This is a genomic window from Brevibacterium sp. UMB1308A (assembly GCF_030230605.1).
GTDB lineage: Bacteria > Actinomycetota > Actinomycetes > Actinomycetales > Brevibacteriaceae > Brevibacterium.
This window is the reverse complement of the sequence record NZ_JASPDO010000037.1, coordinates 1-13,882: the sequence shown is the minus strand read 5'-3', so window position 1 is coordinate 13,882 and position 13,882 is coordinate 1. Positions and strand designations below refer to the sequence as shown.

Below are 13,882 nucleotides of genomic sequence, written 5' to 3'. Positions count from 1 at the left end.
AACAGTGCCCGCTTCCTCGATCAGCGCTGACGCGGGGGCTTTACAGTCCCAGGCGCGTCCGCAACTGGTCGACTTCGCCCTGCAGTTCTGCAGGAACGTCATTGCCTAGCTGGGCGTACCACTCTTCAATGGATTCGAGTTCGTCAGCCCACTCTTCTGGTTTGATCGCAACAGCTTTGGCGATCTGCTCAGGGGTGACATCGAGGCCTTCGAGGTCAAGCGCGTCAGCGGAAGGTGTGTTTCCAACGGGGGTTTCCTCAGCGTCAGCCTTGCCGTCGATACGCTCAAATACCCACTTGAGCACGCGCGAGTTCTCCGAGAACCCAGGCCACAGGAACGAGCCGTCTTCATCGCGACGGAACCAGTTGACGTAGAAGATCTTTGGAAGCTTCGCGCCTTCCGTCTGACCAATGTTGAGCCAGTGCTGGAGGTAGTCGCTGACGTTGTACCCGATGAACGGACGCATTGCCATTGGGTCGCGGCGAACCACACCGACCTTACCGGTAGCGGCAGCCGTGGTTTCAGACGACAGAACCGAACCCATGAACACGCCGTGCTGCCAGTCGCGAGTCTCCGTGACCAGTGGCATCGTGGTCTTGCGACGGCCACCAAACAGGATCGCTGAAATTGGCACACCGTTGGGGTTGTCGTACTCTTCCGCCAGCGTTGGCACGTTGGTGATAGGCGTGCAGAAACGCGAGTTCGGGTGAGCGGCAGGAGTGCCGGACTCAGGGGTCCACTCGTTTCCGCGCCAGTCAGTGAGGTGTGCAGGAGCTTCATCCGTCATGCCTTCCCACCACACGTCACCGTCGTCGGTGAGCGCGACGTTCGTGAAGACGTTTCCGCCTGCTTCGATTGCACGCATAGCGGTTGGGTTAGTGGAGTAGCCGGTTCCTGGCGCAACACCAAACAGGCCGTACTCAGGGTTGACGGCGTACAGCTGGCCGTCCTCACCAAAGCGCATCCACGCGATGTCGTCACCCAAGGTTTCAGCCTTCCAGCCAGGGACCGTGGGTTCAATCATGGCCAAGTTGGTCTTACCGCACGCGCTTGGGAACGCAGCGGCGATGTACTTGGATTCGCCTTCAGGGTTGGTGAGCTTGATGATGAGCATGTGTTCTGCCATCCAGCCCTCTTCGCGAGCAATCGCTGAAGCGATGCGCAGCGCGTAGCACTTCTTACCAAGCAGAGCGTTACCGCCGTAACCGGATCCGAACGACCAGATCGCGCGGTCCTGCGGGAAGTGGGTGATGTACTTGGTGGGGTTGCATGGCCATTTGACGTCTTCCTGGCCTTCTTCGAGAGGCGCACCCACCGAGTGGACGCATTCCACGAATTTGCCGTCGTGGTTCTCGATCGCACGCAGGACTTCGTTGCCGCAACGTGCCATGACCAGCATGGACAGGACCACGTATGGCGAATCGGTGACCTCAATGCCGAACATCGGCTGGTCAGCTTCCGTGTGCCCCATGACGAATGGGATCACGTACATGGTGCGACCCTTCATGGACCCGGTGAACAGGTCGTTGAGGATCTCTTTCATCTTGGCTGGGTCCATCCAGTGGTTGAGTGGGCCAGCGTCTTCTTCCTTTTCGGAGCAGATGAAGGTGCGGTCTTCGACACGGGCGACGTCGTCTGGGTCAGAAGCCGCGTAGTAGGAGTCTTTTTGCTTGTCGAGCTTTACCAGGGTCCCAGCTTCGACCAGCTTGTCAGCGATTTCGGCGCGCTGTTCTTTGCTCCCGGTGATCCATTCGATCTGGTCTGGGGTGCTGAGTGACGCTACACGCTTAACGAACTGGAGGATCGTTTCGTTCTGGGTTGGTGCGTTCTTGAGAAGGTCTTCGACTGAGCCAGGGTCGAGGACGGTCATAAGTAACTCCAAACTGTTGAGCCAAAAAATATTGTTCATTCACCGTACGAAGTTGAGAGAATGGGAATGGCTGGTTTTGATGGTCTGTACCTGAGCGCTGGGTCACAATACGTGGGTATATGGCGTGTTTGTGCCATTTATGTGACGTATTTTTGCATGGAATGGCGAATTAGTGTCACAGTGGCTGGGGGTGGTGGTTTTTCCGCCGAGGTGGGCGGTCCGTTCCGGGTATGTTGCAGGTTTGGCGGGCTGTAAGTCAGGGGCTCGTGGATTGGTGTGTGGAACGTCACTTGGGGCGCGTTGTGAAGTTCGGAGAAGTTGTGTAAAGTAGTCCAAGTTGGTTTACCAACGGGCGCCACTAGCTCAACGGATAGAGCATCTGACTACGGATCAGAAGGTTGGGGGTTCGAATCCCTCGTGGCGCGCCAACACCCCGTCATCACCCGATGGCGGGGTTTTTGCGTTCCCGGTGCGCAGCCATTCGAGGTTTACGCCGGTGCGCATCGCCCATGCGCGCAGCAATAGTTCACGCGGCTTGGTTCTGCCGTTCTCTGCTGCGCCGATCGTTTGTCGCGACGTGCCGAGCTCGGCCGCGAATTCGCGCTGTTCAAGCCCGGTCGTTTCACGGGCCACTCGCAAGCGCTGGCCTAGCGTGAGTTCTGGAATGAAACCAACGTCACTTTGCACTGTCATGCCTTAATTCTGACATACGACAAGCACGACACGCGAGAAACTTACCTTGCGGAAAGTTGGCAACATGCGCTCGCTGTGCCATAGTTTGATCTATGGAAAGTTTGCACCTCATGACAACCGCTCAGGTTGCCGATCGTCTGGGCGTTACGCGCCAAGCTGTCGCCCACATGGTTAATAATGGCGTGCTATCCACGGTCGCCCAGTTTCCGAAAACATGGCTGTACGACCCCGCAGACGTCGAGGCCCTTGCCGAGGCCCGCGCCAAAGCTGGTGCCAAATGAGCAACAGCGCCCGCACCACTTCCGAGTTCTCTGACCTGTCCGCCCACGACCGGCAGCTCAGCTATGAGCTGTTCATCGCCGCCGATGACGACGGCACGGACGACTTCGGCTTCAGCGGTGACGTTCTGGCACAGCTCGAATTCTGGCAGCGGGCCGCCGCCGCTCTCCGCATTTGGTGGCACTCATGAGCAAAGGGATCGTGACCGCTCGCCTGCGCACGACTGGGCAGCCGATGCGCTGCGTCGTGCTCGACGGCAGCTATCGATCCATTCTCGCCGTGATCCGCGCCTGTGACGATGCAGGCTGGTTCACGATGGAGTCGGGCATGGCGCTGCGCTATCGCCGCCCCGGTGCCCCGCAGGCCCGCCGTGCTGAGGTCGGTGATGTGTTCGTCGTCAACGCCGCCGGCGAAGCCACCGATGTGCTCACCCATGACTACTTTGCTCGGTACTACACAGTCGACACCGAGGCAGGTGAGGCCGTCTCCTAACACTCTGCACGACACGCGCGCCGCAGCGTGGCACCAATGCGGCCCCGGTGGAGCCAATACGCGCGACCGGGTAACCAATCTCAGCGGCCCGATGAACCCCCGCCGTAGCGGGCGGGTGCCCTGCTCGGGAGGGGATACCGCACAGAACGCCTGATCAGCAACTGTGACGGTTCACGAGAAGCCGCGCTTCCAATCGGAGGCGGGGCTAGAAGTCGTGGCTGTCTCGGCAGATCGTGGCACCGAGGGCGAATCGCTGTGGGGAGAGGGCACCGCGCGGGAGAGCGTGCGCGTAGCGCTCCGCCCGGAAGCTCTCGACCTAAGCGGTGCCCAGTAATCGAACAAGAGGTAACCCCATGACCACCCCACCCCCGACTAGACACCCGGCCCCCACACGATGACCACCCCACCCCGCCACCCACCCCGCCACCCGTCCCGCCGCCCCTACCCCACCCCGCCGCCCACCGACCGTTCCGCTGGCCGCTCGTGGTCTGGCCGTCGAGTCACTGAGCTCACTGCCGAGGTGCTATCTCAGTACGGCGACCGCTGCCACCTGTGCGGTCTGACTGGCGCGACAACTGCCGATCACATCGTCCCGCGCTCGAAAGGAGGATCGGATGAGCTTGACAATCTCAGGCCCGCGCACAAGTCGTGCAACTCCGCGCGCGGCGCTCGTGACCTCGCCGCGTGGCGAGTGGTGCCGACCGAGAACGGCGAGCAGTTCTTTAGCTGAACCGCCCCTGGGCAGACGCGCGCCCAGCTCTCTTTTCCCCCTCACTCCACCACCAAAAACCGGCCCCGACCATGGCCTGAAAGGACAGCGTGATGACCAGTGAAAACGGCCCATTCCTGCCCGGACTAGCCCCATCCGAAGCAGCGCGGGCCGATCCCAGCCGAATCGGCCCGGTCGAGCAAGGCGTGATCGACGCTGAGGCGAAGCTACGCGCCGACGGATTCGTAGACGACCGTCACGCCCACATCATCGCTCTCGCGCGGCAGGGTGCCCGAGATTTCGACTTCATGCCGCGCGGTGGCAAGGCATACGCCAACGCCAACATGATCACCGCGCTCTCTCGCGTGTTCGAGCTACTGCCACAGCCTGAGATGCAGTCCGCCGATGCTGTGACTGAGCTGGCCGAGATGCTGCGCGAGGCAGCCCGGTGAGCGCACCGGCTCCGCCGCCCCGGTTCGCTCCCGACCGTGACCCGGCGCTGCGCACCGAGGGCGGTGAGGTCGCCGCGCTGGCCCGTGCGCTGGGTAAGCCGTTCATGCCGCATCAGCAGCTTATCGCCGACATTGCCGGGGAGCGGCTGCCTGACGGTGGCTACAAGTACCGGCACGTTGTCGTCACGCTGCCCCGCCAGTCCGGCAAGACGACGATGCTCGGGCCTGTGCAGCTACACCGGCTCATCACGAAACCGGGTTACCGCGCGTTCTTCACCGCACAGACCGGCGTCAAGGCCAAGTCAAGGTTCATGGACTTGGTGACGCTCATCCGTGAGTCCCCGCTAGCGTCCTACTTCGGTGTACGACTCGCCCAGGGCAGCGAGTCCATCAACGTCGGCAACGGCTCATCGCTGCGCCTGTTCCCGCCCGCTGAGGACGCCCTCCACGGTGAGACCCCGCACCTGGTCACACTGGATGAGATTTGGGCGCACTCCGAGGTCAAGGGACATCAGCTTATGGGCGCGATCGGCCCGGCACAGTCCACCCTCGGCGCTGAGGCCCAGGTGTGGATGGTATCCACGATGGGCACAGCGGACTCCGGGATGCTCAACGAGTGGATCGAACGCGGCCGCGCCGGTGAACCCGGCGTCGCCTACTTCGACTGGTCACTAGCCCCAGGACTCGACCCCTACGACCGTCGGAACTGGTCATTCCACCCCGCCCTCGGGCACACGGTCACTCTCGACGCTCTGGCAGCCGAGGCCCGCGCACAGCCACCCGGCACGTGGGAGCGCGCCTACATGAACCGGATGACCGCCGCGCGTGAATCACTCGTAGACCCGCTCGTCCTCGCTGGCCTCGCCGACCCCAGCATCTCCGGCAGCCGCTCCGAGACCGTTCTCGCCTACGACGTGGCAGCCGACCGCAGCTGCGCCGCCGTCATCGCAGCATGGAAGCTGCCCGGCGATGTCATCGCGCTGCGCACCGTCCACTCAGCCCCCGGCGTGTCATGGCTCGCACCCACGATCACCCGTCTCGCCGAGACCTGGCAGCCCATCGCAATCACCGCCGACGACGGCGGCCCCACACGAGCAGTCACCGACGACCTCACCCGCGACGGACTAACCATCGAGCAGCTGGGACTCAGGGAGCTCGCCACCGGCACCGACGCGCTGCTTGACCGCATCGCCACCGGCACCCTGGCCTACGACGGATCAGCAGCGATCACCGACGGCCTCGCCCGCGCCGCCACCCAACCGGCAGGCGACGGACGCCGCCTGTCGCGCAAACACTCCGCCGGGCCGATCCCTGGCCCCATCGCCGCAGTAGCCGCCCTGTGGACACTGACCCACCGCCCGACACTCTCGAAAGCGACCTACCGATGACCGTCCGCTTGGACTTCACCCCCATGTCCGTCGTCGTCGTCTGCGATAGCTGCGAATGGCGCACCATCACAGCCGACCGGCTCACCGCCTGGCAGGCAGCCGCCGCCCATGAAGCTGAGGTTCACCCCGATTCGATGCAGGCACGCGACCGTCTGCGCGTCTACCGGTGGCGTCACACACCGGCTGAAACGCCACCTGGCCGATGATCATCACGTGAAGCTCATCGACCGGATCGCCGCCGCGCTCTCACCGACATCGCGGGCCACCGAGGTACTCGCCTCGCCGTGGGCCGACCCGTCACACCTGGCACATATCACCCTTGAATCGCTCTACGGTCTCGTAGACACCCGCCCGGTCACCCGCTCCCGCGCCATGCGCGTCGCCGCTGTATCCAAAGCCCGCCGGATCATCGCCCCCCGCATCGGCACGCTGCCGCTGCAAGCGGTGAAAGCCGGACAACCCGCCCCGGCCCCGGCCATCATCACGCAGCCTGAAGACGGGCTGCCCCGGTCAGTCACGATCACCTGGACCGTCGACAGCCTGTTCTTCTACGGGCGGGCCTGGTGGAAAGTCACCCGGCGCGGCCATGACGGCTTCCCGATGGCAGTCGAATGGATACCCGAGGGGCAGGCGACCGTCACCGACGGCCAGCTGACCGCCGCCTACGGGAAGCCAGTAGACCCGCGTGATGCGATCCGGTTCGACGCCCCAGACTCCGGTCTGCTCATCGACGCTGCCGAAACGATCCGCCGGGCAGTCACACTGAACCGATCCGCCGAGCGCGCCGAGCAAAACCCCATCCCGATCGTCAACCTCAAGAACAACGGCGAAGACCTCTCCGACGACGAAATCGATGCGATGATAGCCCGGTTCGAGACCAAGCGCGCAAACTCAGCTGTGGGCTACACGTCCCGAGGACTCGAGGTGCAGACGTTCGGTGCACCGCCTGAAAACCTGCTCATCGACGCACGGAAGCAGATCGTGCTTGAAATCGCCCGCCATACCGGAATCCCCGCCCACCGCCTCGATGTCGCCATTGAGGGCAGCAGCCTGACCTACACGAACCGGCAGTCCGAGAACCAGCAGCTCATTGACGACGTGCTATCGCCGTATCTGACTGCTGTGGCCGACCGACTCAGCCTTGACGACATCACCCCCCACGGCACCACCGTGGTGTTCGACACCGACGAGCTGACCACACCCCCAATCGGTGAGCGGATGCAATCGTGGGCCACCGCGATTGACGCCGGGATCATGACCGTCGATGAAGTGCGCGAACGCGAAGGACTCACACCCACCCCCGCTCCCGCCCGAGAGGACACCGACCAATGACCCGCCCCACCACCATCACCGCCATTGCCGAGGTCACCGCGACCGCGACCCCGGCCCGCACCATCTCAGGCCAGATCGTCGCATTCGACACCGAAAGCTCCCACGGCATCGTCATCGCCGCCGGTGCCCTCGCGCCACGCCAGCCGCTGCGCCGCGTGAAGCTGCTTGTCGATCACGACCACTCACAGCCCATCGGCTACATGACCGCCCTCGACGGCACCGCCGCGACTTTCCATGTCCCGCCCGGTGCTGCCGGTGACGCCGCCCTCGCCGATGCCCAGACCGGTCGCCGCGATGGACTCTCCATCGGCTGCCGCGTCCTCGACGGCAGCTTTGACGACACCACCGAGACCTACACCGTCACCTCTGCCGAGCTGTTCGAAGTCAGCCTGTGCGCGATCCCCGCGTTCGCTGACGCCCAGATCGAAACCGTCGCCGCCGCCATGACCACCACCCCGAAAGGACACACCATGACTGAGACGCTCAAGCAGCCTGAGGTTCAGGCCGCCACCACACCCGAACCGGTACCCGCCAAGCAGCCTGAGGTTCAGGCCGCCGCGTTCCCGCAGCCGCCCGCCCGCGTCGAAGCCGTCACCGACCGGGCGATGAGCCTGACCGAGGTCACCGAGCACGTTGCTGCCGCGATCTCGACCGGCCACCCCGGCCAGATCACCGCAGCACTGGCAGACGTGGTGCCAGCCGATGACAAGGGCACCGGCTGGATCGGCCGCGAGGACTGGCTCGGCGAACTCTGGGCCGCCACCCGCACCGGACGCCCACACATCGACGCATTCGGCCCCACCAAGCAGCTGACCTCCATGAAGCTGCGCGGCTGGCAGTGGGACACCCGCCCCAAGCCCGCCAAGTACGACGGCAACAAGACCGAAGTGCCGACCAACAAGGTCGCCACCAAGGCCATTGAAGCCAACGCGCACCGGTGGGCCGGTGGCTGGGACATCGACCGTATCTTCATCGACCTCGCCGACCCCGGCTTCCTCGCCGCGTTCTGGCAGGCCGCCATGCTCGAATACCAGCGCGACTCCGACACCGACGTGCTCACCGACCTGCTCAAAGCAGCTACCCCCGGCGCCAAGAGCACCGGCGTGCTGGAAGCGATCACCAGCTCCGCTGCCGCGATCCGCAAGATCGGCGGCAGCATGAGCCACCTGTTCATCTCCGATGACCTGTTCGCAGCCTATGCCGACCTCCGCAGCGACGAGGTGCCATTCTGGCTGGCGCGGGCGGCCGGCACCGCTGGCGTGTCACTGTCCGACGGCAAGGCAGACGTTGCTGATCTGACCGTGCTCGCAGACCCCGACCTGCCCACCGGAACCGTGCTCGCCGCTGACAAGCGAGCGGCCACCGTCTACGAGAAATCCCCCATTCAGGTGCAGGCCCTCGACATCGCACGCGGCGGTATCGACCTCGGCTTCTTCTCCTACGGCGGCGTACTCGTCAACGACCCACGGGCTGTCATCAAGACCACCGTCACCGCCCCGCCCATCACCGGTGGCGACGGTGCCTGACCCTCAGCTGACGGTAGACGCGCTGCTCGCGCACCTCGGCACGCCGGATGAACCCGATCGTGTTGAGGCTGCCACCTGCCTCGACGCGGCGATAGCGTTCGTGACCCGCTACCATTCCGACCCGGACAGCTGGGACGCAGCGGTCAGGCTCGGCTGCCTCATGCAGGCAGCCGGGCTGTTCCGCCGCCGCCACACCCCCGGCGGCATCGAGCAATTCGGGGAGACCGGCATCTACACCCGGGCGGTCGATACCGAGGTAGAGCGGCTGCTGCGCATCGGACGCTACGCAATCCCGAGAGTAGGCTGACATGACCGCACCCCGCTTTGACACCGTGCTTGCCGATCTCGTCCGAGAGCTGCGCGAGGCAGGCATCGGCCGAGTCGATTGGGATCCCTCACGCCTCATCGCCCCGTGTGCCGTCGTCACCCTCACCGAGCTGGAACCCGGCACCCTCGACGGTGACCTCACCGCCACCTGGGAAACCGTGCTCATCGCCCCCGACCTGTCCCGCACTGCCTCAATCAGGCAGCTGGCCTCACTGCTCGGCGCTGCCTTGACCGTCATCGACACAGATGACAGAATCCGCGCCTCATCAGTCTCGCTGCCCTCATCAGGACAGAACCGTCTTCCAGCCCTCATCATCACCCACACCACACCAGTGAAAGGCACCTGACCATGCCCGCACATGCACTCGGCCCCGGAACCCTCGAAATCGGCCAGTCCGGCTCCACGAAGTCCTTTGCCGCCCAGACCACCAAGGCCGCACTCGTCCCGAAGACGGACACCGGAGACACCATCTACTTCCTTGACGGCAGTGCAGATGCCCCCGAGATAACCGAAGAGTGGACACTCGATGTCACCCTGGCCCAGACGTTCGACAAGGACAGTCTGCTCGACTGGCTGCTGACCAACTCCGGTACCACGATGCCGTTCACGTTCCGCCCCCGCTCCGATGCCGAATCGGTCTACTCCGGCGACCTCACCGTCGTCTCTGCCCAGATCGGCGGCGACGTGAAGAAGAAGAACACCTCCGACGTGTCCTTCCCGCTCGCCGGGGCCCCAACCCGCAAGGCTGCCCCAGGTACAAGGGGATGAGCACCCGCCGACCGCTCGTAGAAGTCCCCGGCATCAAACGACTCGCCGCCGCACTCGAAGACTCAGCCGAGGGGCTCGCCGATCTGACAGCAGCCAACGCGGCGGCTGCCAAGATCGTCGAAGAGTACGCAGTCGGCATGTGCCCCATCGGCGAAACGGGCAGCCTGCTGGCCTCGATCCGCTCATCGGGCACCAAAATTGCTGGGTACGTGCGAGCGGGCCGCAAGTCCACGCCCTACGCTCAGCCGGTGCACTGGGGCTGGCGTGAACGCGGCTTCCCCGAACAGCGATTCCTTTCCCAAGCTGCTTGGGATCGTGAAAACCGGTGGGGCGCCGAGTACGAGCGCGCCCTCGAAACCATTGTTGACAAGCACCTGACAGGAAAGAAGTTCTAACATGCGCAAACTCACCGTGACACTGAACGACGGCCGCACCATCACCGCCGCCGCTGACTCCCTGAAATACGAGCTCAACGCTTCGCGCATCAAACGCGCCAGGGGAATCGGCCGCGACGGTTGGGAGGCCGAAGCCGGTGCAATCATGGCCTGGTGTGTCGCCACCGACAACGGCAACCGCGACGACCTCCCCGGCCTTGACGAATGGCTCGACCTTGACAACTCTCCCGTCGCATCCATCTCGGCCGAAGAAGTCGACGCCCCCGGCGACACAGCCGGTGATGAGACGGGAAAAGCCACCCCGACGGCACCATCGACCGACTGATCTGCGCTCTAGCGCTGCGCATGGGCAGGCTGCCCGATGAGATCGCCACAATCAGCAGCCGCGATCTCATCACCATGATCGAACTAATAGACGAAGCACAAAGCGAGTAAAGGAGGAACCGCCGTGGCTGGCAAGTCCATGATTCTCACGCTGAGGTTACTCGGCGAATCCTCCGGCGCGAAAGCGGCGCTCGAAGAGACCACGGGCGGTGCGTCGAAGTTCGAATCGGGTATGCGCAAGGCCGGTGTCGCAGCCGCCGGTACTCTCGGCGTCCTCGGAGGCCTCGCCAAGGTCTCCGGGGACGCCGCTGCCGACCTCGAACAGTCAAGCGGTGCCGTCGAAAGCGTCTTCAAAGGCGCGCACACCGAGGTCGACAAGCTCGCCGAGGCCGCAAACCGCGCCGTCGGCCTGTCCAAGAACGAATACTCCGAACTCGCCAGCGTCCTCGGCGCACAGCTAAAGAATCTCGGCGTCTCCCAAGACGACCTCATCGACACGACAGATGGACTCATAACCAAAGGCGCCGACCTCGCCGCAATGTTCGGAGGCACGACAAGCGAAGCCGTCAACGCCCTCTCGGCGGCCTTCCGAGGCGAAACCGACCCCATCGAGCGCTACGGCATCAGCATCAAAGAAGCCCAAGTCAAAGCCAAAATGGCCGAAATGGGCATGAGCGGCCTCACCGGTGAAGCCGAGAAGCAAGCCCGCACGCAGGCGATGCTTGCACTCATCACCGAGCAGTCAGCCGATGCAACTGGGCAGTTCGAGCGCGAGATCAACTCTGCCTCCGGGTCGCAGCAGATCGCCAACGCCTCATGGGAAAACGCTAAGGCCACTCTCGGCGAGCAGCTACTGCCGCTCATGTCTACATGGGCGCAAGCACTAGCCGACGCCGCCGAATGGGTACAAGAGAACTCCGGTCTCGTCACCACCCTTGCCGTCGTCCTCGCCACCCTCGCCGCCGCAGTGCTGGCAATCAACGCGGCCATGAGCGTCTACTCCGCCATTCAGGCCGTGCAAACCGCAGCACAGTGGGCCAACAACGCAGCCTGGCTGGCCTCACCAGTCACCTGGATCGTCCTTGCAATCGTCGCCGCCCTCGCTCTGCTCGTCGGCGGATTCATCTACGCCTACAAGCACTCCGAGTCATTCCGCGACGGAGTGCACAGCGTCCTCAGCGCCATTGGTGGATGGTTTGCTGAGCTGCCCGGTCTGGCAGTATCCGCGTTTAACCTCATGATCCTGCCCGTGAAACTCGGAATCGATTGGCTGTCTAAGCTGCCGACTCCGCTCGAAGCGTTCCGCACCGTGCTCTCAAACGTCAGCGATTGGGTCTCTAACGCATTCCAAGGCATCGGCCGCTGGGTGGACTGGGCGGTCGAAAAGCTCAGGCAGCTCCGCGACGCATGGGCCAACATGTTCTCAGGTGGACTGCGCAACTTCGGCAACGTCTTCACCGGCTACAGCGCCGCCGCCACAGCAGCACCGGCAGCCGCCGCCGCGTTCGCCACCCGTCCCGCTGCCGCGTTCGCCACCCGTCCCGCTGCCGCGTTCGCCACCCGTCCCGCTGCCGCGTTCGCCGCGACACCAACGGTCGCCGCACCCACTGTCGCCATGACAAGCATCGCCACCCGTGCCCTCGGCATCGCCGCCAGCCCCGCCCCCGCCCGCCAGCCTGCCACCTACACCATCAACATCACCACCGGCGTCGGTGACCCCGTGGCGATCGGTGCCGAAGTCCGCAAGGTCATGCGCGCCGAGCGCGCCCGCCGCACCGGAGAGATCGGCTGACATGAAAGTCACCCTCGAAATCGGCCCGACCACCAGCCAGCTCACCTCCTACTCGGCCTATGTGCTCGCCGACCCCGGCGTGAAAGTCTCAGTCACTCGACCCACCTGGAAGGCAGCAGCAGAACCCGAAACCCTCTCAGCGACACTGCTCATGCCACACGGGCAACTCCTGCCCACCACTTTCAAAGCCGGTGCATTCATCCGGCTCACTGAAATAACGATCTTCGCATCCGAAACGATCTTCATCGGACGGCTCGATTCAGTAAATATCCGCCCATCGGCTAGACGGCGCGGCCGATATGAGATTGACCTGTCGGCAGTCTCGGTCGCCTCCGAGCTTTATCAAAACCCGCTGACCAAGCCTATAATGCCAATTCAGAACTATTCAGCAACAAACGCCCATGTTGCCGAGCAAGCAATGAATGCATTGAACGCGGCATTGCCTCATGGCTGGAAAATAGAAGCTCGTGTGAGTAATATCTGGACATTCATAAACAGTCTAGATAACGGCTCTATGTATTCCATACTGTTGAAACACAGTGCCGCGCTATGGGAGCCAGACAAGACAGCCATTGACGCTATCGAATCGTTCTGCACACAGTGGGGACTCGTCCCGGAAATTCGGCCGGACTCTAAGCGAATCGTGGTCAAACCAGCGACAAACCGCCTCAATCACATCAATCTCGATGCCTCGGAGTGCGACCTAGATGCCCAATGGTCTATCCGGCCAGATGCCACTGTCAACGCCTTGTCCCTGAGCACCATCGACACCGGTGTCGATGCAGTGAAGCCCTCGCCGTCCGACTCGCCACAAACCGGCACGAGCACCCGGAATCCGGTCGTCTACGAGAACACTGCATCTGCCAGCGTCATCGGCAAACGAGCGCGCAGCGCCCGCACTCTCATTGACTCAGTTGTGCTCGAAGGAGAGGAAGGGCCGAAACTCGCCGCCCACCTCGCCGCCCTGCTCGGCCCGCTCTTTACCAGCACGTCACCCCCAGAACTCGCGCCAAAGTCATTAACGATCACATCGGATAAATCAAACACGAGCTTCATAAGAACGCTTCAACATGTGATCGACCGAGGTGTGCGCGTCACTGGAATTAAACCGCCCGCTGCTCCAATTGCCGCCATTCAGTCACATATCGAAAGCGTGGAAGCAACATTTAGAGGCGAGCATGAAAAGCCGCACCGGGTAGGCGCATCAGTCACCGTGACATTCGGACTATGTGAAACGTCCATCACGTCACGCCCCGCAGCTCCGGGACGCTGGGACACGCTCACCGGACGCTGGACAGATCAAACGACACCCTGGGAGGCCATCGCATGAAAACCACACCACGCGGCTACCAATACCCCGAGCCAGCGGACATGGCAAAGAACTTTCCAAGCATCGCCGCCACGACCATCACCAAGATCGACGCCGACATGACGACGGCGCTGACTCGACAGATGACACCTGGCCCGAAAGGTAACCCCGGCCCGAAAGGTGACCCCGGCCCGAAAGGTGACCCCGGCCCGAAAGGTGACCCCG

The 13,882-nt window shown here is 63.4% G+C and carries 17 protein-coding genes, 1 tRNA gene and 1 pseudogene; 17 read left to right on the top strand and 2 right to left on the bottom strand.

The window, feature by feature from the left end:
* Positions 1-40 precede the first annotated feature (40 nt).
* Positions 41-1,870, bottom strand: coding sequence for a phosphoenolpyruvate carboxykinase (GTP) (locus tag QP868_RS11395; protein ID WP_284926687.1), 1,830 nt, complete (start codon positions 1,868-1,870; stop codon positions 41-43).
* 352 nt (positions 1,871-2,222) lie between these two features.
* Between QP868_RS11395 and QP868_RS11390 the strand changes: the two genes are divergently transcribed.
* Positions 2,223-2,298: transfer RNA gene (locus tag QP868_RS11390), tRNA-Arg, on the top strand.
* 94 nt (positions 2,299-2,392) lie between these two features.
* Here QP868_RS11390 and QP868_RS12155 read toward each other — a convergent pair.
* Positions 2,393-2,563: pseudogene (locus tag QP868_RS12155) on the bottom strand (helix-turn-helix transcriptional regulator); the annotation flags it as partial.
* A gap of 92 nt (positions 2,564-2,655) precedes the next feature.
* Between QP868_RS12155 and QP868_RS11385 the strand changes: the two are divergent.
* The 16 genes from QP868_RS11385 (at position 2,656) to QP868_RS11310 (ending at position 13,678) form a co-directional block, all read left to right on the top strand.
* Positions 2,656-2,844: a helix-turn-helix domain-containing protein gene (locus QP868_RS11385; RefSeq protein ID WP_284926686.1), complete on the top strand. Its 189-nt coding sequence runs from the start codon at positions 2,656-2,658 to the stop codon at positions 2,842-2,844.
* The gene (locus QP868_RS11380) at positions 2,841-3,032 is read left to right on the top strand and encodes a hypothetical protein (RefSeq protein WP_284926685.1); all 192 of its coding nucleotides are present in this window, start codon (positions 2,841-2,843) and stop codon (positions 3,030-3,032) included. The genes QP868_RS11385 and QP868_RS11380 overlap by 4 nt, the downstream gene beginning before the upstream one ends.
* Positions 3,029-3,334, top strand: coding sequence for a hypothetical protein (locus tag QP868_RS11375; protein ID WP_284926684.1), 306 nt, complete (start codon positions 3,029-3,031; stop codon positions 3,332-3,334). The genes QP868_RS11380 and QP868_RS11375 overlap by 4 nt, the downstream gene beginning before the upstream one ends.
* A gap of 394 nt (positions 3,335-3,728) precedes the next feature.
* The gene (locus tag QP868_RS11370) at positions 3,729-4,064 is read left to right on the top strand and encodes an HNH endonuclease (protein ID WP_284926683.1); all 336 of its coding nucleotides are present in this window, start codon (positions 3,729-3,731) and stop codon (positions 4,062-4,064) included.
* Positions 4,065-4,156: 92 nt separating this feature from the next.
* Positions 4,157-4,495: a hypothetical protein gene (locus QP868_RS11365; RefSeq protein ID WP_284926682.1), complete on the top strand. Its 339-nt coding sequence runs from the start codon at positions 4,157-4,159 to the stop codon at positions 4,493-4,495.
* A 215-nt stretch (positions 4,496-4,710) separates the two neighbouring features.
* Positions 4,711-5,883, top strand: coding sequence for a hypothetical protein (locus QP868_RS11360; RefSeq protein WP_284926681.1), 1,173 nt, complete (start codon positions 4,711-4,713; stop codon positions 5,881-5,883).
* Positions 5,880-6,089, top strand: coding sequence for a hypothetical protein (locus QP868_RS11355; protein WP_284926680.1), 210 nt, complete (start codon positions 5,880-5,882; stop codon positions 6,087-6,089). The genes QP868_RS11360 and QP868_RS11355 overlap by 4 nt, the downstream gene beginning before the upstream one ends.
* On the top strand, positions 5,992-7,215 hold the full coding sequence (locus QP868_RS11350; RefSeq protein ID WP_350309997.1) for a phage portal protein: 1,224 nt from the start codon (positions 5,992-5,994) through the stop codon (positions 7,213-7,215). Before QP868_RS11355 ends, QP868_RS11350 begins: the two co-directional genes overlap by 98 nt.
* Complete coding sequence (locus QP868_RS11345) at positions 7,212-8,741, top strand: HK97 family phage prohead protease (protein ID WP_284926679.1); 1,530 nt, start codon at positions 7,212-7,214, stop codon at positions 8,739-8,741. The genes QP868_RS11350 and QP868_RS11345 overlap by 4 nt, the downstream gene beginning before the upstream one ends.
* On the top strand, positions 8,734-9,048 hold the full coding sequence (locus QP868_RS11340) for a hypothetical protein (protein ID WP_284926678.1): 315 nt from the start codon (positions 8,734-8,736) through the stop codon (positions 9,046-9,048). Before QP868_RS11345 ends, QP868_RS11340 begins: the two co-directional genes overlap by 8 nt.
* A gap of 1 nt (position 9,049) precedes the next feature.
* Entirely contained in the window at positions 9,050-9,415 is a 366-nt protein-coding gene (locus QP868_RS11335; protein ID WP_284926677.1) for a hypothetical protein, read from the top strand.
* A 2-nt stretch (positions 9,416-9,417) separates the two neighbouring features.
* Entirely contained in the window at positions 9,418-9,837 is a 420-nt protein-coding gene (locus QP868_RS11330) for a hypothetical protein (RefSeq protein WP_284926676.1), read from the top strand.
* The gene (locus QP868_RS11325; RefSeq protein WP_284926675.1) at positions 9,834-10,232 is read left to right on the top strand and encodes a hypothetical protein; all 399 of its coding nucleotides are present in this window, start codon (positions 9,834-9,836) and stop codon (positions 10,230-10,232) included. The genes QP868_RS11330 and QP868_RS11325 overlap by 4 nt, the downstream gene beginning before the upstream one ends.
* Before the next feature lies 1 nt (position 10,233).
* Entirely contained in the window at positions 10,234-10,557 is a 324-nt protein-coding gene (locus QP868_RS11320; RefSeq protein WP_284926674.1) for a hypothetical protein, read from the top strand.
* 123 nt (positions 10,558-10,680) lie between these two features.
* Entirely contained in the window at positions 10,681-12,348 is a 1,668-nt protein-coding gene (locus QP868_RS11315; protein WP_284926673.1) for a phage tail tape measure protein, read from the top strand.
* Between the two features lies 1 nt (position 12,349).
* Complete coding sequence (locus QP868_RS11310; protein WP_284926672.1) at positions 12,350-13,678, top strand: hypothetical protein; 1,329 nt, start codon at positions 12,350-12,352, stop codon at positions 13,676-13,678.
* Positions 13,679-13,882 lie beyond the last annotated feature (204 nt).

Bases quoted from the DNA above. Each gene is read 5' to 3' on its own strand.
- QP868_RS11360 (WP_284926681.1), top strand. From the start codon at position 4,711: ATGCTCGGGCCTGTGCAGCTACACCGGCTCATCACGAAACCGGGTTAC.
- QP868_RS11395 (WP_284926687.1), bottom strand. From the start codon at position 1,870: ATGACCGTCCTCGACCCTGGCTCAGTCGAAGACCTTCTCAAGAACGCA.
- QP868_RS11325 (WP_284926675.1), top strand. From the start codon at position 9,834: ATGAGCACCCGCCGACCGCTCGTAGAAGTCCCCGGCATCAAACGACTC.
- QP868_RS11355 (WP_284926680.1), top strand. From the start codon at position 5,880: ATGACCGTCCGCTTGGACTTCACCCCCATGTCCGTCGTCGTCGTCTGC.
- QP868_RS11310 (WP_284926672.1), top strand. From the start codon at position 12,350: ATGAAAGTCACCCTCGAAATCGGCCCGACCACCAGCCAGCTCACCTCC.
- QP868_RS11380 (WP_284926685.1), top strand. From the start codon at position 2,841: ATGAGCAACAGCGCCCGCACCACTTCCGAGTTCTCTGACCTGTCCGCC.
- QP868_RS11385 (WP_284926686.1), top strand. From the start codon at position 2,656: ATGGAAAGTTTGCACCTCATGACAACCGCTCAGGTTGCCGATCGTCTG.
- QP868_RS11370 (WP_284926683.1), top strand. From the start codon at position 3,729: ATGACCACCCCACCCCGCCACCCACCCCGCCACCCGTCCCGCCGCCCC.
- QP868_RS11350 (WP_350309997.1), top strand. From the start codon at position 5,992: ATGAAGCTGAGGTTCACCCCGATTCGATGCAGGCACGCGACCGTCTGC.
- QP868_RS11320 (WP_284926674.1), top strand. From the start codon at position 10,234: ATGCGCAAACTCACCGTGACACTGAACGACGGCCGCACCATCACCGCC.
- QP868_RS11345 (WP_284926679.1), top strand. From the start codon at position 7,212: ATGACCCGCCCCACCACCATCACCGCCATTGCCGAGGTCACCGCGACC.
- QP868_RS11330 (WP_284926676.1), top strand. From the start codon at position 9,418: ATGCCCGCACATGCACTCGGCCCCGGAACCCTCGAAATCGGCCAGTCC.
- QP868_RS11335 (WP_284926677.1), top strand. From the start codon at position 9,050: ATGACCGCACCCCGCTTTGACACCGTGCTTGCCGATCTCGTCCGAGAG.
- QP868_RS11365 (WP_284926682.1), top strand. From the start codon at position 4,157: ATGACCAGTGAAAACGGCCCATTCCTGCCCGGACTAGCCCCATCCGAA.
- QP868_RS11375 (WP_284926684.1), top strand. From the start codon at position 3,029: ATGAGCAAAGGGATCGTGACCGCTCGCCTGCGCACGACTGGGCAGCCG.